General features: G+C 62.4%; 22 protein-coding genes and 1 tRNA gene. 9 read left to right on the top strand and 14 right to left on the bottom strand.

Annotated features, from left to right (window positions below):
- The first annotated feature begins 26 nt into the window (after window positions 1-26).
- From A3722_RS03450 to scpB, 4 genes are read left to right on the top strand one after another with little or no spacing between them, the layout of a single operon-like run.
- Entirely contained in the window at window positions 27-1,082 is a 1,056-nt protein-coding gene (locus tag A3722_RS03450) for an SPOR domain-containing protein (protein WP_082849334.1), read from the top strand.
- Window positions 1,082-2,089: a beta-N-acetylhexosaminidase gene (gene nagZ, locus A3722_RS03445; RefSeq protein WP_067628446.1), complete on the top strand. Its 1,008-nt coding sequence runs from the start codon at window positions 1,082-1,084 to the stop codon at window positions 2,087-2,089. Before A3722_RS03450 ends, nagZ begins: the two co-directional genes overlap by 1 nt.
- Entirely contained in the window at window positions 2,082-2,876 is a 795-nt protein-coding gene (locus A3722_RS03440) for a segregation and condensation protein A (protein ID WP_067915910.1), read from the top strand. Before nagZ ends, A3722_RS03440 begins: the two co-directional genes overlap by 8 nt.
- A 3-nt stretch (window positions 2,877-2,879) precedes the next feature.
- Window positions 2,880-3,536 (top strand): SMC-Scp complex subunit ScpB, encoded by a 657-nt coding sequence (gene scpB / locus A3722_RS03435; protein ID WP_067628995.1) that lies wholly within the window; start codon window positions 2,880-2,882, stop codon window positions 3,534-3,536.
- A 249-nt stretch (window positions 3,537-3,785) separates the two neighbouring features.
- Here the strand turns inward: scpB and A3722_RS03430 are convergent, their stop codons facing one another.
- The 8 genes from A3722_RS03430 to A3722_RS03395 all read right to left on the bottom strand — a co-directional run bounded on the left by A3722_RS03430 (window position 3,786) and on the right by A3722_RS03395 (window position 9,610).
- Window positions 3,786-4,862, bottom strand: a complete 1,077-nt coding sequence (locus A3722_RS03430; RefSeq protein ID WP_067629087.1) for a 2'-deoxycytidine 5'-triphosphate deaminase — start codon at window positions 4,860-4,862, stop codon at window positions 3,786-3,788.
- 78 nt (window positions 4,863-4,940) lie between these two features.
- Window positions 4,941-5,017 (bottom strand) — tRNA-Pro (locus tag A3722_RS03425).
- Window positions 5,018-5,084: 67 nt separating this feature from the next.
- Window positions 5,085-6,140, bottom strand: coding sequence for a MerR family transcriptional regulator (locus tag A3722_RS03420; protein ID WP_067628997.1), 1,056 nt, complete (start codon window positions 6,138-6,140; stop codon window positions 5,085-5,087).
- A gap of 3 nt (window positions 6,141-6,143) precedes the next feature.
- Window positions 6,144-6,446, bottom strand: a complete 303-nt coding sequence (gene ihfA / locus A3722_RS03415; protein ID WP_067265868.1) for an integration host factor subunit alpha — start codon at window positions 6,444-6,446, stop codon at window positions 6,144-6,146.
- Between the two features lie 109 nt (window positions 6,447-6,555).
- Window positions 6,556-7,527 carry a beta-ketoacyl-ACP synthase III gene (locus A3722_RS03410; RefSeq protein WP_067628999.1) on the bottom strand — a complete coding sequence of 324 codons (972 nt, stop codon included), beginning with the start codon at window positions 7,525-7,527 and terminating at the stop codon, window positions 6,556-6,558.
- Entirely contained in the window at window positions 7,524-8,600 is a 1,077-nt protein-coding gene (plsX, locus tag A3722_RS03405; protein ID WP_067629001.1) for a phosphate acyltransferase PlsX, read from the bottom strand. The genes A3722_RS03410 and plsX overlap by 4 nt, the downstream gene beginning before the upstream one ends.
- Window positions 8,601-8,650: 50 nt before the next feature.
- Window positions 8,651-8,857, bottom strand: coding sequence for a 50S ribosomal protein L32 (rpmF, locus tag A3722_RS03400; protein ID WP_067629003.1), 207 nt, complete (start codon window positions 8,855-8,857; stop codon window positions 8,651-8,653).
- Between the two features lie 201 nt (window positions 8,858-9,058).
- The gene (locus A3722_RS03395; RefSeq protein ID WP_067629005.1) at window positions 9,059-9,610 is read right to left on the bottom strand and encodes a YceD family protein; all 552 of its coding nucleotides are present in this window, start codon (window positions 9,608-9,610) and stop codon (window positions 9,059-9,061) included.
- Between the two features lie 90 nt (window positions 9,611-9,700).
- On the opposite strand from A3722_RS03395, the gene A3722_RS03390 reads away from it, so the two are divergent.
- From A3722_RS03390 to A3722_RS03380, 3 genes are all read left to right on the top strand, one after another.
- Complete coding sequence (locus A3722_RS03390) at window positions 9,701-10,165, top strand: outer membrane protein assembly factor BamE (protein WP_067629006.1); 465 nt, start codon at window positions 9,701-9,703, stop codon at window positions 10,163-10,165.
- A gap of 65 nt (window positions 10,166-10,230) precedes the next feature.
- Window positions 10,231-10,953, top strand: a complete 723-nt coding sequence (locus tag A3722_RS03385) for a GNAT family N-acetyltransferase (protein ID WP_067629007.1) — start codon at window positions 10,231-10,233, stop codon at window positions 10,951-10,953.
- 55 nt (window positions 10,954-11,008) lie between these two features.
- Window positions 11,009-12,820 (top strand): ABC-F family ATP-binding cassette domain-containing protein, encoded by a 1,812-nt coding sequence (locus tag A3722_RS03380; protein WP_067629008.1) that lies wholly within the window; start codon window positions 11,009-11,011, stop codon window positions 12,818-12,820.
- On the opposite strand, the gene A3722_RS03375 is transcribed toward A3722_RS03380, so the two are convergent.
- The 3 genes from A3722_RS03375 to tyrS all read right to left on the bottom strand — a co-directional run bounded on the left by A3722_RS03375 (window position 12,817) and on the right by tyrS (window position 15,548).
- Window positions 12,817-13,428 (bottom strand): hypothetical protein, encoded by a 612-nt coding sequence (locus A3722_RS03375; protein ID WP_067629009.1) that lies wholly within the window; start codon window positions 13,426-13,428, stop codon window positions 12,817-12,819. The genes A3722_RS03380 and A3722_RS03375 overlap by 4 nt on opposite strands.
- Window positions 13,428-14,183, bottom strand: coding sequence for a 3-hydroxyacyl-CoA dehydrogenase (locus A3722_RS03370; protein WP_067629010.1), 756 nt, complete (start codon window positions 14,181-14,183; stop codon window positions 13,428-13,430). Before A3722_RS03370 ends, A3722_RS03375 begins: the two co-directional genes overlap by 1 nt.
- Window positions 14,184-14,297: 114 nt before the next feature.
- The gene (gene tyrS, locus A3722_RS03365; RefSeq protein WP_067629011.1) at window positions 14,298-15,548 is read right to left on the bottom strand and encodes a tyrosine--tRNA ligase; all 1,251 of its coding nucleotides are present in this window, start codon (window positions 15,546-15,548) and stop codon (window positions 14,298-14,300) included.
- Window positions 15,549-15,614: 66 nt separating this feature from the next.
- Between tyrS and A3722_RS03360 the strand changes: the two genes are divergently transcribed.
- Window positions 15,615-16,742 carry an anhydro-N-acetylmuramic acid kinase gene (locus A3722_RS03360; RefSeq protein WP_067629012.1) on the top strand — a complete coding sequence of 376 codons (1,128 nt, stop codon included), beginning with the start codon at window positions 15,615-15,617 and terminating at the stop codon, window positions 16,740-16,742.
- Window positions 16,743-16,748: 6 nt separating this feature from the next.
- Here the strand turns inward: A3722_RS03360 and A3722_RS03355 are convergent, their stop codons facing one another.
- From A3722_RS03355 to A3722_RS03345, 3 genes are read right to left on the bottom strand one after another with little or no spacing between them, the layout of a single operon-like run.
- A complete protein-coding gene (locus tag A3722_RS03355) occupies window positions 16,749-17,291 on the bottom strand; it encodes a GNAT family N-acetyltransferase (RefSeq protein WP_067629013.1) in 543 nt (180 codons plus the stop codon).
- Window positions 17,291-18,568: a phosphopyruvate hydratase gene (eno, locus tag A3722_RS03350; RefSeq protein ID WP_067629014.1), complete on the bottom strand. Its 1,278-nt coding sequence runs from the start codon at window positions 18,566-18,568 to the stop codon at window positions 17,291-17,293. Before eno ends, A3722_RS03355 begins: the two co-directional genes overlap by 1 nt.
- A gap of 33 nt (window positions 18,569-18,601) precedes the next feature.
- Complete coding sequence (locus A3722_RS03345) at window positions 18,602-19,504, bottom strand: DMT family transporter (protein WP_067629015.1); 903 nt, start codon at window positions 19,502-19,504, stop codon at window positions 18,602-18,604.
- A 129-nt stretch (window positions 19,505-19,633) separates the two neighbouring features.
- Here A3722_RS03345 and A3722_RS03340 point away from each other — a divergent pair, with 129 nt between their 5' ends.
- Window positions 19,634-20,695 (top strand): AbrB family transcriptional regulator, encoded by a 1,062-nt coding sequence (locus tag A3722_RS03340; protein ID WP_067629016.1) that lies wholly within the window; start codon window positions 19,634-19,636, stop codon window positions 20,693-20,695.

Genomic DNA, 20,695 nt, shown 5'->3' with positions numbered 1-20,695 from the left:
CCAGCGCGCCGAAAACAGGCAACCCCATGACCAGACCCGCGTGGCGATGTATCACGCCGGGCAAAGAGGCAGAGATGGCAGATTTCACGTCTTCCCCGACGACGGCGGGCTATGCGCCCGATTCCGCGCATGGCTACGCAGTGGGCAGCGGGCCCAAGACCCTGACAACGCTCACCAATATCGCAGGCGCTGTGGTTTCCTTGGCGCTTGTCGCGGGGATTGGTGTTTGGGGCTACAAGCTGCTGGTGCGTGATGTGACCGGCATCCCGGTGGTCCGCGCCATCGAAGGCGAAATCCGCGTGCGCCCAGAAGAGCCGGGCGGCGAATTGGCACGCCATCAGGGCTTATCGGTCAATGTCGTTGCCGCCGAAGGCAGCGCCGGTCGCCCCGCAGATCAACTGCGCCTCGCGCCGCGTCAAATGGAATTGCAAGACGAAGACCAGCCCGTTCAAGTGGCGATGGTTGCCGCAAAGACACAGGGCAATGCGACCCCCGCCGTCGCCCATGAGAATGACGGCGACCTCATCGATGCCTCCGCCGCGATCCGCTCTGGCAATGTTCAAGACCTCGTGGCGCAGCTGACCAATGGTGTCGCACCGCTCTCCGGGGCGGGCGCCTCTGGTGATCCGGTCGATGCCGCCGTGGCGATGGCGCTGGCCGATACCTCCGTGCAGCCGAAAGTGGTCAAGGCCGTATTGAACGCGCCCGGCGTGCGCAACTCCCTGCGTCCGCGCCGCCGCCCGGCAGGCGGTGCCGTGGTGACACCCGCCGCAGTCCAGAGCAATCCGGTCGCAACCGTCGCCCAAGAGGTTGATCCCGCGGCCCTTCCCGCTGGCACCCGGATGGCCCAGCTTGGTGCCTTTGACAGCCCCGAGGTTGCCCGCGAACAATGGGACCGTTTGCAGGGCCGTTTCGGTGCCTATCTCGAAGGTAAGAATCGCGTTGTGCAAAAGGCCACCAGCGGCGGGCGGGTGTTCTATCGCCTGCGTGCCATGGGCTTTGACGACATCGCCGATGCGCGGCGTTTCTGTTCGGCACTTGTGGCCGAAAACGCGGATTGCATCCCGGTGGTGATGCGCTGATGCGCCCCTTCGGGGCCACGATCCTCGACGCGACGGGCCACCGGCTCAGCGTCGAGGAAAAAGCGTTCTTTCGTGACGTACGGCCCTTCGGCTTCATCCTTTTCGCCCGCAACATCGACAGCCCGGATCAGGTCCGCGCGCTATGTGATGAGATGCGCGAGGCGGCAGGCCATGAGGCTGTGATCACCATCGACCAAGAGGGCGGCCGCGTGCAGCGCATGCGCGCTCCGCAGTGGCGCGATTGGATGCCGCCCATGGAACTGGCCGCGCGCGCCGGGGAACAGGCGACGAAAGCCTTCACACTGATGTACCGGATCATCGCCCATGAGCTGTACAGCGTCGGCATCGACAGTAACTGTGCGCCACTGATCGATGTGGCGGGGCCCAAGACCCATCCGTTTTTGCGCAACCGGTGCTACGGCGAAACGCCGGGGCAGGTGGCCGAGATTGGCCGCGCTGTTGCCGATGCGCTGCTGGCCGGGGGCGTGCTGCCGGTGATGAAACATATGCCCGGCCATGGCCGCGCGACGCTCGACAGCCATCACAATCTACCCCGCGTGGATGCCCGCCGGATTGATCTGGAGGCGGTCGATTTTGCGCCCTTCCGCAGCCTGCGGGACCTGCCGATGGGCATGACGGCACATCTGGTCTATGACGCATTGGACGACACGCCCGCGACCCTGTCGTCAGAGGTGATGCGGATCATCCGCGATGATATCGGCTTTGATAACCTCGTGATGACCGACGATATTTCGATGAAAGCCCTGCAGATGACGCCGGCGGAAAGCACCCGTGCGGCCATTGCAGCGGGCTGTGATGTCGCGCTTTTTTGCAATGGATCGCTGGAAGAGCGCCGCGCTGTGGCCGAAGCCGCAGGCGAGATGACTACCGCCGCCCAGACCCGTGCCCTGCGGGCCATGGATGCGCGGCAAACCCCCGACGACGTTGACATCGACGCCCTCAGCGCCCAGCTTGAGACGCTTCTGGGCGGGGCATTGCATGGCTGACACGACATTCGAGGAAGACAGGGGCGGGGCCGGTGGCTCCGTGGCCGACCGGCTGGCCGCCGAGGCGTTCATCATTGATGTCGAAGGCTATGAAGGGCCGCTTGACCTGCTGCTGTCGCTGAGCCGGACGCAAAAAGTCGATCTGCGCAAGGTTTCGGTGCTGCAACTGGCGCGGCAGTATCTGGCCTTTGTCGAGCGTGCCAAAGAACTGCGGTTGGAACTGGCGGCGGATTACCTCGTCATGGCCGCATGGCTGGCTTTCTTGAAATCGCGCCTTTTGCTGCCGCCGGACCCCACCGAAGAAGGCCCCTCGGGCGAAGAAATGGCCGCGCATCTGGCTTTCCAACTTGAACGCCTGCAGGCGATGCGGGACGCTGCCGCTCGCCTGATGGCGCGGGATCAACTGGGCCGGGATTTCTTTGCCCGCGGCCAGACCCAAGAGATCACCACTGTCAAAAAGGTCACCTATACCGCGACGCTGCTGGACCTGATGCAGGGCTATGCGCGCACCCGCACGCGGGAGGATTTCCGCCCCTTTGTGATGGACCGCGACAAGGTCTTTACCATGGAAGAGGCGCTGGAACGGATGCGCGGGCTGATCGGCTATGCGGGCGATTGGGGTGATCTGAACAGCTACCTGCCCGAGGGCTGGGAAAGCGATCCTGAGCGCCGCCGCTCAGCGACCGCTGCGACCTTTGCGGCCTCCCTGCAATTGGTCAAAGAGGGGCATATGGAGATCCGGCAAAAAGAGATTTTCGCCCCCATCCAACTGCGCAAGAAGGATTGATGCGTGTCGGAAGAGATTGAAACGAAAGAAAAGAAACTGTTCGACGCGCCCTCGCTGGCCGAGCAGGAGCGTATGATCGAAGCCGTGCTTTTCGCCAGTTCCGAACCAATCACGCTGCGAGAATTGGAACAGCGGCTGCCGCGCGGCTCTGACGTGGGCGAGGCGATGGCCTTTCTGCGCCACCGCTATCAGGGGCGCGGCGTGCAGGTGATGAAAGTCGGCGACGCCTATGCTTTTCGCACCGCGCCGGACCTTGGCTTTTTGATGCATCGGGAAACGGTCGAGACCCGCAAACTCAGCCGCGCCGCGATCGAAACCTTGGCGATCATCGCCTATCACCAACCCGTCACCCGCGCCGAGATCGAAGAGATTCGCGGCGTGGCCGTGTCACGCGGCACGGTGGATCAACTGCTTGAGATGGAGTGGATCCGCTTTGGCCGCCGTAAGATGACGCCGGGCCGTCCGGTGACCTTTGTAGTCACGCAGGAGTTTCTGGATCACTTCGGTCTGGAAAGCGCGCGGGACCTGCCGGGGCTCAAAGAATTGCGCTCTGCCGGGTTGTTGGAAAACCGCCCGCCCGCCGGTCTGCTGCCCACCGTAGGCGATGGCGAGGACGAGCCAGAAACCACCGAAGGCCAGAGCGAGCTGTTCGAAGATTGATCGGGGCCGGGGCTGACTTCCGCCCCGCCGCCACTACATCAGTTTTGCTGATCCAAGGGAGAGGGCTGATGAAACCGATCGTCAATATGGTTCTGCGCCATGTCATACGCCGCTTAATGTCACGAGGTGCTGGCGTGGGAAAACGGCCTGCGGGCAAGGGCCGTTCGCGCGGGGGCACCGCTTTCAATGCGCGCAATGCGCAGCGGGGAGTCCGCTTGCTGCGCCGGTTTCTTCGTTCGCGGTAAGCGGTCAGACGGAGCGGAAATGCTTCGACAGTTTCAGACCCTGACCTTGGTAGTTGGACGCGATGTCAGCGCCGTAAAGCTGGCTGGGGATCTGCGCCATATGCTCATAGACCAAGCGCCCCACGACCTGCCCATGCTCCAGCACAAAGGGCGCCTCGTGACAGCGCACCTCAAGCACCCCGCGTGAGCCTGCACCACCTGCTTCGGCATGGCCAAAGCCCGGATCGAAGAAACCCGCGTAATGCACGCGGAACTCTCCGACCATTGCCAAATAGGGTGCCATTTCAGCGGCATAGGCGGGCGGGATCGTCACCGCCTCGCGGCTGACAAGGATATAAAACGCGCCCGGATCAAGGATGATCTGGCCATTGGTGCTGTGCACCTCTTCCCAATAGGCGGCGGGGTCGTAATGGCCGATCTTGTCGAGGTCGATCACCCCGGTATGCGGCTTCGCACGGTAGCCGACAAGGCTGGTGCCGGGCAGGCACAGATCGACGGAAAAGCCCAAGCCTTCGTCGATCACGGCAGTGCCGTCCACCAGTGGCGTGGTGTCATGCAGCGCGCGCAGGGCGTCATCGTCGAGCGTCGCATCCCCGCTGCCAAAGCGGATTTGATTCAACCGCATACCGGGGCGCACGAGCACCGAGAAGGAGCGGGGGCAGATCTCGGCATAGAGTGGGCCGGTATAGCCCGGCGCGATCCGGTCAAATTCGGTGCCGCCGTCGGTGATGGTACGGGTCAAGAGATCAAGTCGCCCGGTGGAGCTTTTGGCATTCGCCACGGCAGAGACGCCTTCGGGCAGGGCCAGCCGCTCCATCAGCGGCACCACATATACGCAGCCTTTTTCAAGCACGGCCCCGTCGCTGAGGTCGACGCGGTGCATCTCGAATTCTTCCAAACGATCCGCGACCTTGGCCCCGTGCCCCGCAAGGAAAGACGCGCGCACGCGGTAGGCGACATTGCCGAGCCGCAGGTCAAGGCTGGCGGGCTGGATTTGCGCCGAGGTCACCGCCGGATCGGCGGCAATGGCACCGCTGTCGATCATCGCTGCAATCTGCTGGTTGGGGAGCACCCCGTTCATCGCATTGGGCATCAAACGGGGCCTCTCAAATGACAAACGCCCGCGCGTTACCGGCGCGGGCGTTTTGTTGTAGTCGGTTGGTCGGGCTAGCAGGACTCGAACCTGCGACCTTCCGTCCCCCAGACGGACGCGCTACCAGGCTGCGCCATAGCCCGACTACGTGGGCTTCATACCCGATCTCGCAGGGGGCGCAAGAGGGAATTGCCAAACTTTTCATCGCGATTAGTAATTTGTTTCGGTGCCGGGTTCCGCGGCCATACGCGCGCGCAATTCGGCCAGATCCAGCAGCAAACCGGCGACCTGAGGTTGCACATCACGCGGAAGACGGTGGACACGGGCGCCAACGCTCAGCAGCCCCGGGCTGGCGGGAAAATCGGCTTCAGGAGTGAAATCAGGCAGATCGATGATCGCGGGTTTGGGCGTGTCGTCAACCTCGTCTTCTTGGGGTGCGGGTTCTGCGGGCTCAGGCGCGGGGTCGGGCGCTGCTTCGATTGCCTGTTCAGGTTCGGGAGCCAGTGGGCGTTTGAGAAAATCGGGGAGGCTGGCGTTTGATGCCGGTCCCGGCTTGGATGGTTCTGGCTCGGACTGTTCTGGCTTGAGCGGGATGGACACCGCCGGGGCGGGCTCATCCGCTGCATCAGCGGCAGGTTCATCCAAATGCGGTGCATCCGGCGTCGCGCTGTCAGACGGGGCCAGTGGATCAGGCGTGGCCCGTGGGTGGTCATCGGCGGGCGGCACGGGCGAGCGGCGCGGCATCGCCATAGGTGCGGCCTCCAGTGCCTTTTCGACAGGCGCCGCCTCCGCTGCGCTTGCGGGCTCTTCGACGGGCGCGGCGTTCTCATCCAGATCGGCGGCAGGCTCTGCCTCTTCGGCGTCTTCGTCCGAGACATTGGCCTCGGGCACGGCGTCAGACTTTGCGCCACCAAAGTTCAGAACAACCCCGGTTTCGGGGCGGATGATGTCAGGTTTGGGGGCGGGCCGAGGCTCCGCAAAATCCAGTTCATCAAGCGGGGCGGAGAGGGAGGACACATGGGTCATCCCTTCCTCGCGGAGGATCTTTTGGACGCCTTTTATGGTCAGCCCATCATCGTGCAGCAGTTTCTTGATCCCACCCAGCAACAGCATATCGGCCGGGCGGTAATAGCGCCGCCCGCCAGCCCGTTTGATGGGTTTCACTTGGGTGAACTTACTCTCCCAGAACCGCAGAACATGGGCCTGAATACCGAGCCAGTCAGCGACTTCGGAGATGGTGCGAAAAGCGTCCGGCGATTTGACCATGGGTCAGGACTTGTTGCCTTCAGCAACGCGGTCTTTCATCAAATGCGAAGGGCGGAAGGTCAGCACGCGGCGCGGGTTGATCGGAACCTCTTCGCCGGTTTTCGGATTACGGCCCACACGCGCGGTCTTGTCGCGTACCGAGAAGGTGCCGAAAGAGGAAATCTTGACCTGTTCCCCGTCGACCAGAGCGTCGGACATATGCTCAAGCACTGCTTCGACCAGTTGAGCACTCTCATTACGAGAAAGACCAACTTCACGAAATACAGCTTCGCTTAAATCCATGCGCGTCAATGTCTTGTTCGGCATTATATCCCCCATGCTTTCCAATAGCATATGCTGCTCAGAATTTTAGAGTCAACATCAATGCCCGGATCAAGCACGATTCGGCAGAGATTTTCCGCGTTAGCTCAGGGACTTACCAGCGCAGGACAACAGAGCCCCACGCCAGACCGCCGCCAATGGCTTCGGTGACGATCAGATCGCCCTGTTTGATCTGGCCGCGCTCACGGCCCACAGACAGCGCCAGCGGGATCGAGGCCGCCGAGGTGTTGCCATGGTCCTGTACGGTGACGACCACGCGCTCCATCGGCAGGTTCAATTTCTTTGCGGTGCCTTGGATGATGCGGATGTTGGCCTGATGCGGCACGATCCAATCGACATCTTCGGCGCTGACGCCGGCGCGGTCCATCGCGGTATTGGCGGTGGCGGCAAGTTTCTCGACCGCGTGGCGAAACACCTGATTGCCCTGCATCCGCAGATAGCCAGTGGTGCCGGTCGACACGCCGCCATCAACGTAGAGCAGATCACGGTAGCGCCCGTCAGAATTCAGATCCGTCGCGAGGATGCCCCGGTCGGACGGACTGTCGCTGCCGTCTTGCGCCTCAAGCAGCAACGCGCCTGCGCCATCGCCAAACAGCACACAGGTCGAGCGGTCGGTCCAATCCATGATCCGGCTAAAAGTCTCGGCTCCGATCACCAGCACATTGCGCGCCTGACCGGATACGATCAACGCATTGGCGTTTGCCAGCGCATAGACGAAGCCCGCGCAGACCGCCTGCACGTCGAAGGCAAAACCACTGGTCATGCCCAATTCGGCCTGCACCATGGTCGCGGCGGAGGGGAAGGTAAGATCAGGCGTGGAGGTGGCCACGACGATCGCATCAACGTCAGAGACATCGCGCCCGGCGTCTTCGAGCGCCTTGCGCGCTGCGGCGCTGGCCATGGTGGAGGTCGTCTCTCCTTCGGCGGCAAAGTGGCGCCGTTCGATGCCCGAGCGCGAGCGAATCCATTCGTCATTTGTGTCGAGGGTCGCTTCAAATTCAGCATTTTCCACGACACGGGCGGGCAGGTAGTGGCCACAACCAGTGACAACGGCGCGCAGGCTCATTTGACAGACTCCTCGGCTGGCAGCGTCGCGGCAACGCGGGCGGCCAGCTTGTCATTGAATTTATTCTGCGACAACTGCGCGGCGAGTTTGATCGCAGCAGAGATGCCGGTCGCATCGGCAGAGCCGTGCGATTTCACCACTGTGCCGTTCAGACCCAGAAAGACGCCACCGTTCACACGGCGCGGGTCGATCTTTTTGCTGAGGCGGCGCAGGGATGTATAGGCCAGCAGAGAGGCCAGCCGCGACAGAGGCGAATATTTGAACGCTTCGCGCAGGCGGTTGCCGATCATGCTGGCGGTGCCTTCGCCGGTCTTGATGGCGACATTCCCGGTGAAGCCGTCGGTCACGATGACATCTGCGCGGTTGCCCGAGATATCGCCGCCCTCAACGAAACCGACGAACTCAAACCCGGTAGCATCGCCTTGGGCCCGAATCAGATCGTAGGCTTCTTTGAGTTCAGTACGGCCCTTATGCTCTTCGGTGCCGACGTTCAGCAGACCGACGCGGGGGCGTTCCAGTTCCATGCCGTTGCGGGCATAGGAGGTGCCCATCAGCGCAAAACGCAACAGATCATCGGCGTCGGCGCGCACATCGGCGCCCACATCGAGCATCACGTTAAACCCCTGGGGGTTGGAAGACGGGTAGAGCACGGCAATCGCAGGGCGGTTCACGCCCGGCAATTTACGCAGCCGTATCATCGACATCGCCATCAGCGCGCCGGTATTGCCGCATGAGACAGCCACAGCTGCCTCTCCGCTGCGCACGGATTCGATGGCAGACCACATGGAGCTGTCTTTGCCGGTACGCACAACTTGGCTCGGCTTGTCGTCCATCGTGACGACATCCGTGGCGTGACGTATCTCGCAACGGCCCGACAACTCGCCACGTTTGGCGATCAAAGGCTCCAACTGATCGCGGGGACCATGCAGGATAAAACCGATGTCGGGATTTGCTGTCGCAGAAAGCGCACACCCGGCAACAACTGCTGCCGGGCCTTCGTCACCCCCCATCGCGTCGACCGAGATCAGGGTGTGTCCGGCTTTCGCGTTGGGGTGATCGGGCTGGGCCGTCATCAGTGCGAATGCCTCACTGCCTTAGAGAAAACCTTGGAAACAACCGTAGCTTATGCTGCGTCGTCTTCCAGGTCTACTTCTTCGGTCAGGGCGACAACTTCGGTGTCGTCATAGTGACCGCAAGCAGCGCAGATGTGGTGGGGGCGCTTCAGCTCACCGCAGTTCGAACATTCGTTCGGGTTCGCTGCGGACAGCGAATCGTGCGCGCGGCGGTTGTTGCGGCGGGATTTGGATACTTTATTCTGTTGGACAGCCATGTCTGGTGCCTTTGCCTTCGGGGTTGCTGACCTGCATGTGGCAGGCCGCAACCGTGTTTCAATTCGGACCCCGTTTCGGGCGTGACGACGCTTTAGGGCCGCAGCCGCGCAATGTCCAACCTTAATTCGGGTGAGGGCGGCAAAATAACGCGAATTCGCCGCGATGCAAGCGCGAATACCCGCGATTTTCCGCCTGTTTCTTTAGGTTTCGTCTTTCTTTAGCGCATCGCGCAGAGCGCCCAAGCCCGCAAAGGGCCGCGCGTCTTCGTCGGTCATCGGTTTTTGCCCGGGTTCGGCATGGACCATCTGGCCCAGTTCGACATCGCCCTTGCGGGGGTATTCCGGCACTTCCAGCGCCAGCGCCTCAATCATCACCTGCGCAGGGTCGATCCATTGACCCAGCGGTTCGGTGGTGTCGTCCTCGGGCATTTCGACCTCCTCCTCATCGGGGAGTTCGAAATCATGGACGAAGCGGCGGGTGATATGCGCGTCGATGCGCGTGGTGACGGATTCCAGCGTGACCACGCAGGGCTGCACCACGGTCGCGCCCAATTTCCCGTCAAGCTGCCAGTCTTGCTTGCCGAGGGGTTTGATGCTCCCTGAAAAGCTGAGTTTGCGCAGCGCGGAGAGGGTCAACTCCTCGGCGATCTGCGCCAGCGCCTCTGCCTCAGGGCGCAGCGCAAAGCCGTTTGGCTCCGTCTGGGACAGGTCAGCAACCCGTAGAGCGGTGGGCGTAGGTGATTTGCGCGACATGAGATCCGACTTTCGTTTCTTGTACACTTGGGGTGCCTTGGTGTATGCGAAATAAAAGCCATAATCCGTCAGGGCAAGAGGGCAGAGCAAATGCGCAAATCGAAACAGACCGGCAAGACGAGTCTCCGGCTCGCAGGTATGGGCCTTGCACTGCTTCTCACAGCCTGCAGCCCGCAGTATGAGAACCACGGCTATGTGCCGCCGCAAGACCAGCTTGAGCAGGTCGTCGTTGGCAGCGATACCAAAGAAAGCGTCGCCCAGAAGATCGGTGTGCCCACCGTTTCAGGTGTTTTGAGTGATGATAGTTACTATTACGTTAAAATGCGCAAACGGGCTCTGGGCTTTCTGGCCGCCAAAGAGATCGAGCGTGAAGTGGTGACCGTCAGCTTTAATGAGGCCGGTTTGGTGTCGAATGTCGAACGCTTTGGGCTGGAACGCGGGCAAGTTGTGCCGCTGTCGCGCCGCGTGACGACATCTTCCGTAGCCGATAACACCTTCCTGCGTCAGCTTCTGGGCAACATCGGCCGCTTTAGCCCCTCGGCATTCGGCAGCTAAGTTTCCCCCGGCATGTCCCGCCGGACGGTCGGCGGGGCAGCGGACAAGCGAAGGCGACCTCGCAGATGACCCATGCGCCCCCGGGCCGATATCTGACGCGCGAAGCCATCACGCCTGCTGACATTACCCGTGCGCAGACGCTTCGGGCGCAATGTTTTCAGACCGGAACCACCCCAGACAGAGACCCCTTCGACGCGGCTGCACGGCATTTTCTGGTCGAGGACCGCGCCAGCGGTACGCTGATCTGCTGCTTTCGCCTGACGCGGTTTCAGGGCACGAGCCTTGGCCAAAGCTATGCCGCGCAATTCTATGACCTGAGCCGCCTATACCGGATGGAGGGCGCCATGCTGGAACTTGGGCGCTTTTGCATCCATCCAGATTGGCACGACCCCGATATTCAGCGCCTCGCTTGGGGGCAGTTGGCGCGAGAGGTCGACCGCAGCGGTGCGGCGCTTCTGTTCGGCTGTTCCTCCTTTGCGGGCACCGATCCTGCCGCCTACCGCGATGCCTTTGCCCTGTTGAAACAGCAGCACCTTGCCCCGGCACACTGGCGGCCTGCCGCCAAAGCCGCGGATATCCACGCTTACGCCCGCGACAGCCATACCGCAGATCCCCGGCGCGCGCGCCAGCAGATCCCGCCGCTGCTGCGCAGCTATCTGGCGATGGGGGGATGGGTCAGCGATCACGCTGTGATCGACCGACAGATGAACACGCTGCACGTCTTTACCGGGCTTGAGATCGCCGCGATCCCGCCCAACCGCGCGCGGCTTTTGCGCGCATTGGCCTGACGCGGGCGCGCCTTTGGACATTGACCTTGCCCGCGCCGAGAGATAGCTGGCGGGCATGGCACGCGCACCCCTTTTACAACTCACCGACATTTCGCTGACCTTTGGCGGCGATCCTGTTTTCGAAGACCTCTCACTGGTGATTCAGACCGGCGACAGGCTGGCTTTGGTCGGCCGCAACGGCTCGGGCAAATCGACCCTGATGAAGGTCATGGCCGGGCTGGTCGAGCCTGACAGCGGTGCGGTGATTGCCGGGCCCGGCGTGTCGGTCGGCTATATGGAGCAGGAACCCGATCTTACGGGGTTCGAGACGCTTGGCGATTTCGCCGCACACGGTCTTGATCCGGGCGAGATGTACAAGGTCGAACGCGCGGGCGAGGGGCTGAAGTTCGACCCCGCACGCCCCGTCGCCACCGCTTCGGGCGGCGAACGCCGCCGTGCGGCACTGGCGCGGCTGATGGCCGAAGAGCCTGAGCTGATGCTGCTGGACGAACCGACCAACCACCTCGACATCGAAGCCATCGCTTGGCTCGAATCCGAGCTAAAGGGCACCCGCACGGCCTTTGTCATCATCAGCCACGACCGCGCTTTTCTGCGCGAATTGACCCGCGCGACCCTTTGGGTGGACCGCGGGGCCGTGCGCCGACAGGACATCGGTTTTGAAGGCTTTGAGGCTTGGCGCGATCAGGTCTGGGAAGAAGAGGACATGCAGCGTCACAAGCTGAACCGCAAGATCAAGGCCGAGGCCCGTTGGGCGGTCGAAGGTATCTCTGCGCGGCGCAAACGCAATCAGGGCCGGGTGCGGGCGCTTCAGGATCTGCGCGCCGAACGGTCGGCCCAAATCAAACGGCAAGGCACGGCGGCCATGGCCTTGGAGGCCGGGCCGAAGTCTGGCCGCAAGGTGATCGAAGCTGCGGGGATCGCCAAGAAATTCGGTGACAAACAGATCCTGCGCGATTTCTCGATCACTGTGCAACGCGGCGACCGGATCGCGCTGGTGGGGCCGAACGGCGTGGGCAAGACCACGCTGCTGAACATGCTGATCGGGAAAGAACAGCCCGATTCAGGCGAGATCAAGCTCGGCACTAATCTGGAGCTGGCACTTTTCGATCAGGCCCGTGCGCAGCTTGACGGGGACATGACCCTTTGGGACAGTCTGACCGGCGATCCTGACATGCGCGTTTCGGGCAAGGCTGATCAGGTGCTGGTGCGCGGACAGCCCAAACATGTGGTCGGCTATCTAAAAGAATTCCTCTTTGACGAGGGGCAGGCCCGCGCGCCTGTCCGCTCGCTCTCAGGCGGGGAAAAGGCGCGGCTGCTGCTGGCCAAGATCATGGCACGGTCCTCGAACCTTTTGGTGCTCGACGAGCCGACAAACGATCTGGATGTCGAGACGCTTGACCTGATGCAAGAACTCTTGGGCAACTACGACGGCACTGTGCTGCTGGTCAGCCACGACCGTGACTTCCTTGACCGTGTGGCTGCCACCACGATCGCCATGGAAGGCGACGGGCGTGCCACGGTCTATGCCGGCGGCTGGAGCGATTATCTGGCGCAGCGCGGGCAGGATGATTTTTCCGACAGCGTTGTAAAGTCCAAGCCCGGCAAGGCCGAGCCGAAAGCAGAGAAGAAACAAGCCGCTTCAGGTCTCAGCTTTACCGAAAAGCACCGGCTCGAAGCGCTGCCGGGTGAGATCGAGCGCCTTGAGGCGGAGATCGGCAAACTCGAAGAACTGCTCAGCGACGCTGAGTTGTTCACCCGTGAGCCGGTAAAGTTTCAGAAAGCCACCGATGCGCTGGTGCAGCGGCACGAAAAGCTGTCCGACGCCGAGGAAGAGTGGATGGCGCTGGAGGAAAAGGCGCAGGGTTAACCCCCCGCGTCTTTCAGGGCGATCTGCGGCCGGTATCCATTGCGGAAGGCGGCGACGCTGCTGGGCGGGGTGAGCAGGGTGACACAGCCCCAAGGACGTGGTTGCGCCGGGCCGTAGCCTGAGGGCCGATAGGGGTGGAAGGCATCGCCGAACAGCACCCCACTTTGGCCTGCGTGATCCAAGATGAAGGCCCCGTCCGGTAGATCGTGCACCTCCACGCCCGCTTGACGGCGCTGTTGAAAGACGCGCGGCACGGCGCGTTCGCTGTGCAACTGACGGTCAAGGGCCGCAGCAGGCCCCGACACATCGCAGCACGCCCGAAACCGCCGGTAATCCGCGGCGCGGCATTCCGCGCAGGGCCGGTGACCGGCAGCAAAGGCCACGGCCTCATCCAGAAAGAAAAGCTCGGTATAGTGACGCAGGGCCATCAACTGCCGCCGACGACCCTTGAAGCTGAGCACACAGCACACCCAATTCTTATGCGCCCAACGGCGTTTGTGGTGCAGACCGTTTTCATCGTGCAGGATACCGCGATTGCCCATGAACCCACCCCGCGCGGGGTGGGCGATGATCTCTCCATCGGGCTGGACGCGGTTCTGCAGCGGCATCAGCGCATCCGCAGCGCCCCATCAAGGCGAATAACCTCGCCGTTGAGATAGCCCATTTCAACGATGAACCCGGCCAACCGCCCGTATTCCGAAGGATCGCCAAGGCGCGGCGGGCTGGGAACATCCTTGGCCAGATCCGCTTGCACTTCTTCCGGCAGGCCCGCCAGCATCGGCGTCTTGAAGATGCCGGGCGCGATGGTCATCACGCGGATGCCGTCTTTGGCCAGATCCCGCGCCATCGGCAGGGTCATGCCTACGATCCCGCCCTTGGACGCGGCATAGGCGGCTTGGCCCTTTTGACCGTCGAAAGCGGCGATTGAGGCGGTGTTGATGATCACCCCCCGCGCCCCATCGTCTTCGGGAGTGTTCTTGGCCATGGCCACCGCTGCAAGCCGCGCCACGTTGAAACTGCCGACAAGGTTGATGTCGACCGTGCGCTGAAAGGCGTCCAAGGGGTGCGGCCCATCGCGGCCTGTGGTCTTGATCCCAAGCGCAATGCCTGCACAGTTCACCGCCGCCGTGATCCAGCCCATCTTTTCCTGAGCATGGCCCACCGCTTTTTGGACCGAAGCCTCATCCGTCACATCGGTCATGACGAAATGCCCGCCGATTTCCTTGGCCACAGATTCGCCCCGTGCGGCGTCACGATCCAGCAGGGTGACCTGTGCCCCCTGCGACGCAAAATAGCGCGCCGTGGCTTCGCCAAGCCCCGATGCGCCCCCGGTGACGATGGCGGCTGTACTGTCTAGTTTCATGATGGCTCCCCCCGATATGAACGCTTGTTCAGTTCAACACGAAGTCTCGCCCCATGCAAGCGATGCCGTTGCGGCGGGGGGCGGGGAAGGCCGTTGCCTTCCCCCCTTTGGCAATCAGCCGACCTGCACCAGCGCGTGGCGTTTCTTGCCCGCGCTCAGCTTGATTGGAGAGGACAGCGCGCTCGCATCCAGCATCATGCCCGCATCGGTCAGCGGCTGGTCATCGATCCGCGCGCCGTTCTCGGCAATCAGGCGCTTGGCCTCTTTGCCGGACCCAGCAAGGCCCGATTTCACCAGCAGTTGCACGATAGAGACGCCATCGCCCACATCCGCCGCCGAGAGGGTCAGGGTGGGCAGATCGCCGCCCACACCGCCTTTTTCAAAGACTTCGCGCGCTGTGGCTTCGGCATTGCGCGCCGCTTCTTCGCCGTGCAGCAGGCCGGTAACCTCATTGGCCAAACGCACCTTTGCCTCGTTGATCTCGGACCCGGCGAGCGCCCCCAGACGGTCGCATTCATCGACCGGCAGCTCGGTGTAGAGTTTGAGGAAACGGCCCACATCGGCGTCGGTGCAATTGCGCCAGAACTGCCAGAACTCATAAGGCGAAAGCATATCGCCGTTCAGCCAGACCGCGCCGCCCGCAGATTTGCCCATCTTCTTGCCGTCGCTGGTGGTCAAGAGGGGCGAGGTCAGGCCGTAAACTTCGCCGTCGATCACGCGTCGGGTGAGGTCGATGCCGTTGACGATGTTGCCCCATTGGTCGCTGCCGCCCATCTGCAGGATACAACCGTAGCGACGGTGAAGCTCCATAAAGTCATAGGCTTGGAGAATCATGTAGTTGAACTCAAGGAACGACAGCGATTGCTCGCGGTCCAGACGCGATTTTACGCTTTCAAAGCTGAGCATCCGGTTGATTGAGAAGTGCCGCCCGATGTCGCGCAGGAAATCGAGGTAGTTCAACTCATCCAGCCACTCGGCGTTGTTCAGCATCAGGGCACCTGTCTCGCCCTCGCCGTAATCGAGGTATTGGGCAAAGACCTGACGGATGCCTTCGATATTGTCGTCAATCGCCTCTGGCGTGAGCAGGGGGCGTTCATCCGACCGGAAGGACGGATCGCCCACCTTTGTCGTGCCGCCGCCCATCAGGGTGATCGGCTTGCCGCCGCATTTCTGCAACCACCGCAGCATCATGATATTGACCAGATGCCCCACGTGCAGCGATTTGGCCGTGGCGTCATAGCCCACATAGGCAGGGGCGGCGCCTTTCAGCAGGGCTTCATCCAACCCCTGATAATCGGTGCAATCGGCCAGAAAGCCGCGCTGCATCATCGTGTGGATGAACTCCGATTTGGGATGGTATGTCATGGTGACTTGCCTCAAAACTGTATTGCGGGGCAATCTATATGCGCACGAGCGGCAAAGGAAAAGGCCATGAATAGGGCCATGCACAGGCAACATGTCGGAACCGGTGTGGTAACGGCATTGGGAATGATGTCGGGCACCTCTTTGGATGGGGTGGACGCGGCTATTTTGCGCACCGATGGGCAGGACATCACCAGCTTTGGCCACAGCGCCTATCGCAGCTATGCGGCTGAGGAGCGTCGGTTGATTGCCGCCGGATTCGGCAAATGGCACGGGGCCGAGGTTGAGGCGGCAGCCCAAGCGGTTGAGGCCGCGCATCTGGCGCTGTTGGATGATCTGTTGAAAGATGAGCCCGGCGTTGAGCTTGTCGGTTTCCACGGCCAGACCCTTGCCCATGCGCCACGGATGCAGGGCACGCTGCAAGTGGGCGACGGGGCGCTATTGGCGCGCACCATCAACTTGCCCGTCGTCTGGGATTTCCGCAGCGCCGATGTCGAACTGGGCGGAGAGGGCGCGCCTTTGGCACCGTTCTTTCACCATGCCTGCGCGCGTTTTGCAGGGCGGGAGGGCCCGGTGGCCTTTTTGAACCTCGGCGGCGTGGGCAACCTGACTTGGGTCGATCCGCGCGTTGCGCGCCCAGAAGAAGAAGGCGCGCTGCTGGCTTTCGATACCGGCCCGGCAAATGCGCCGATCAACGATTTGATGCAGGCCCGCCTTGGCCAAGACTTCGACGAAGGCGGCAAACTGGCCGCGCGCGGCAGGGTGGAGCATGGCGCGTTGGAGCTCTTCCTTGCCGAGCCGTACTTTGCCCGCATGCCGCCAAAATCACTCGACCGGAATGATTTCGCAGAAATGGTGGCACTGGTCGGTGAACTGTCAGACGCCGATGCCTGTGCCACCCTGACCGCCATGTGCGCCGCTGGCGTGGCCGAGGCGATGCAGCACTGCCCAGCCCCGCCCGAGCGGGTCTATGTGACCGGCGGCGGACGGCATAACCCGGTTCTGATGCGCATGTTGGACGTGAGCCTTGATTGCCCCGTCGCCCCGGTGGAAGAGATCGGGTTGGATGGCGATATGCTGGAGGCACAGGCTTTTGCCTATCTCGCTGTGCGCGTGGCGCGTGGCCTGCCGACCTCATGCCCTAGCACGACCGGCGTGCGTGCAGCAGTGGGTGGCGGTACTGTCAGCCGAGCATAGCCGCGTTCAGGTAGGTCCGGCGCTTGCCGGTATGTCGGTCAGCGGCAGCTCAAAGAAGCAGATCGCGTCGCGTGTGAACTCGGGCATCGGTTGGTAGGCACCGCGCTCAATGAATCCCAATGAACTATAAAGCGCGCGGGCAGGGGCAAAGGCGATAGAGGTGTCGAGATAGACCTTCTCAAACCCATCCTCCCGCGCCTGATCGATCAGCCTTTGACAGATCGCGCGGCCCGCGCCGGTGCCACGGGCGGCATCCGTCACGAAGACGCGCTTGATCTCGCTCTCGGTATCGCTCAGCGCATGGGACATGCCGCAGCCCAGAGGGATGCCGTCCCGCTCGGCCAACAGAATGATGCCGCGCGGGCGGGCGTGTTCCTCGGCCAGACGGTCCATCAGGGCGCTGTATTTGTCGTGGGGATAGAAGGTCTCGACAATTCGCCGCTCGGTCGGGGCGAAGTTGTACAGAAAGTCACGGTAGGCCCAGCAAAGTTCAACCACCGCCGCGAGATCCGCAGCGGTGGCGACAGGACGAATATCAATTTTAGACATCAGCCGCGCAGGATCGAGCGGCCCGCGTATTGTGCGGTCTCGCCCAGCATTTCCTCGATACGGATCAACTGGTTGTACTTCGCCAGTCTGTCGGAACGCGCGAGCGAGCCGGTTTTGATCTGACCGCAGTTTGTCGCCACGGCAAGGTCTGCGATGGTGGCATCCTCAGTCTCGCCCGAGCGGTGCGACATGACGTTGGTGTAGCCCGCGCGATGCGCGATATCGACGGCTTTGAGCGTTTCGGTCAGGGTGCCGATCTGGTTGACCTTCACCAGCATGGAGTTGGCGCAGCCGCGTTTGATGCCGTCGGACAGACGCGCGGGATTGGTGACGAAGAGATCATCGCCCACCAATTGCACCTTGCCGCCCAAGACATCTGTCAGTGCCTTCCAGCCGTCCCAATCGTCTTCGGCCATGCCGTCTTCGATGGAGATGATCGGATAGTCGTTCACAAGGGCCGCCAGATAGTCGGCGTTCTCTTCGCTCGACAGGGTCTTGCCCTCACCGGAGAGGACATATTTGCCGTCTTTGTAGTATTCCGTCGCCGCGCAATCGAGGGCAAGGTACATGTCTTCGCCGGGCTTGTAGCCCGCTTTTTCGATCGACTTCAGGATGAAATCAAGCGCGTCGCGCGACGAGCTGATGTTGGGGGCAAAGCCACCTTCGTCGCCAATCCCGGTCGACAGGCCAGCGGCGGAAAGTTCTTTTTTCAGCGTGTGAAAGACTTCGGCGCCCATGCGCACGGCTTCGCGGATGTTCTCCGCGGCGACCGGCATGATCATGAATTCCTGAATGTCGATCGGGTTGTCGGCATGTTCGCCACCGTTGATGATGTTCATCATCGGCACGGGCAGGACGCGGGCGGTGGTGCCACCGACATAGCGGTAAAGTGGCTGCGTGCAGTAATCAGCGGCGGCTTTGGCGGCGGCCATAGACACGCCCAAGATAGCATTCGCGCCCAAGCGGGATTTGTTCTCGGTCCCGTCGAGTTCGATCATCATCTCGTCGATTTCGACCTGCTCGGTCGCATCAATGCCCACCAGCGCTTCCGCGATCTCGCCATTCACGGCGGCACAGGCTTCCAACACACCTTTTCCCATGTAGCGAGACTTGTCGCCGTCGCGACGCTCGTTCGCTTCATAGGCGCCAGTAGATGCACCGGAAGGAACCGCTGCGCGGCCCATTGTGCCGTCTTCGAGGATAACGTCGACTTCGACCGTCGGGTTGCCCCGGCTGTCGAGGATTTCGCGGGCGTGGATGTCGATGATCGTGCTCATGGGCTTTGTCCTCATGTTCGGGTTTGCAGCGGTTTACCCCGGCAGGCCCGGCTTGGAAAGACCGCGGCGGGGCCGGGGGGTGATTTTGCGTTCGCGCAGCAGGGTATAGACCCCCGAGGCGATGATGATCGCGGCCCCCACCAGCGTCAGCGTGTCGGGGGATTCGTCAAAGACCACGATCCCCGCGACCAACGCGAATAGCATCCGCATGTAACGAAAGGGCGTGACGAAGCTGACTTCGCCCACGCGCATGGCGGCCACGATGGCGTAATAGGCCATTACACCGATCACCATCGCCGCGGCAAGATAGACCACCTCGGCACCACCCGGCATCACGGCGGGGGTGCCAGCGGCCAGCATCAGGATCAACCCCGCCGGGACCAGCACGATAAAGGCAAGAAAGCTCAGCTGCATGGAACTGATGCTTTTGGGGACTTTACGGGTCGCCAGATCGCGCAGCGCAAGGCCGATGACACCTGCCACGGCAAAGAGCGACAGCGCGTTGAACCCCTCTAACCCCGGGCGGACGATCAGCAGCACGCCGAGGAAACCCACGACAATCGCGCTCCAACGGCGCCAACCGACAGGTTCTCCCAGAAACAGCGCCGCACCAAGGGTCACGGCCAGCGGGGTCGCCTGCAAAATAGCAGAGGCCGAGGAAAGCGGCGTCAGCACGATGGCGGTCACGAAACACAGGGTGCCCAGCACCTCACCCACAGCGCGCAGCAGGATCGGCCCGGTGAGCATATCCGCAGAGAACAACCGCCGCCCCTGAATGCGCAGGATCACGGCAAAGATCGCCCCGCCGCCCGCGCCCAACAGCGCGATGATCTGCCCCACGGGGAGGGCATCGCTCGTCAGTTTGACGAACATATCCTCAATGGCGAAACCGGCCATGGCCAGCACCATCAGCATCGCGCCGCGCAGATTGTCCATGTTATCGCCCTTTCACACCGGATATTGCCAATCGCCCATGAACCTTTTGCGATGAAAGGGCAAGAGCCCAAAATGCGCGTCATGCGTGTGGCTCTGGCGCCCTCCGCGGCAGAGTGCTAGCCATCATGCATGAGATGGCCCAGCCTTTCCCTTGCCCCGCGTGACACCGTGTTGACCCTCGCCGCCGGCGGTCTTGGCGCGTTGCTGTTTTGGTGGCTCAACGCGCCTGTCTATATGCTGCTGGGGCCGGTGATCGCGGTGAGTGGTCTGGGGCTGGCCGGTCTGCGCACGGCAGTCGACCCGCGGCTGCGGGATGCCTGTTTCGTGGTGCTGGGCATCGCTGTCGGCGCGGGATTTAACCAAGATGCTGTCAACGCCATGGTGCGCTGGCCGCTGGCCTTTGTGTTTATGACTGGGGTGATCTGGGGGATTATGGCCGTCTGCCGCTGGATGCTGGCGCGGTATTTCGGTTTCGATGCACGTTCCGCGCTTCTGGCCTCGGCTCCGGGGCATCTGAGTTTCGTCATGGCGATTGCCAGCGACGGAGGCTCTGACGTGCCGCGGATTTCGATCACCCAGTCGGTCCGGCTTTTGGCATTGACCATTGTCGTGCCTTTTGCCGCTTTGCTGATGGGCGTCGATATGACCGGCAATATCGCTCCGGTGGGCGCGGGGATGGGGGTGCTTTCAATCTTCGTGATGATCTTTGCGGCCGTGGTTGTAGGGCTGATCTTTGCCCGGCTTTCGGTGCCCGCACCACTTTTGATGGGGGCGATGGTGGTCTCTGCCATCGCGCATCTGACCAAGTTGGAGACCGGGGTGCTGCCGGGTTGGCTGACCCTTATCGCCTATCTGGTGCTGGGCTGCCTGATCGGCACGCGGTTTTCTGGCATCACGCCCGCACGGTTTGCCAGCGGCCTTGGCGCGGGGCTGGCGATTGCCGGCGTGGCCGTCGGGCTGGCGGGGCTGGGTGCTGTGCCTGTGGCTTGGGCGCTTGGCATGCCGCTGGGCCATGTGTTGGTGGCCTTCGCGCCCGGTGGGCTTGAGACGATGATCGCGCTTGGCGCGGTGCTGGCCGTAGTGCCGGGGTTTGTCGCCGCCTGCCACATCATGCGGCTGGTGGTGCTGAGCGTGCTGTTGCCCGCCATGCTGTCGCGCGTGGCGAAGCAAGAACAGCGCGCCGCCGAATGA

The organism is Sulfitobacter sp. HI0027, from assembly GCF_001634775.1.
Lineage (GTDB): Bacteria > Pseudomonadota > Alphaproteobacteria > Rhodobacterales > Rhodobacteraceae > Sulfitobacter.
This window is presented reverse-complemented; position numbering and strand designations above follow the sequence as displayed.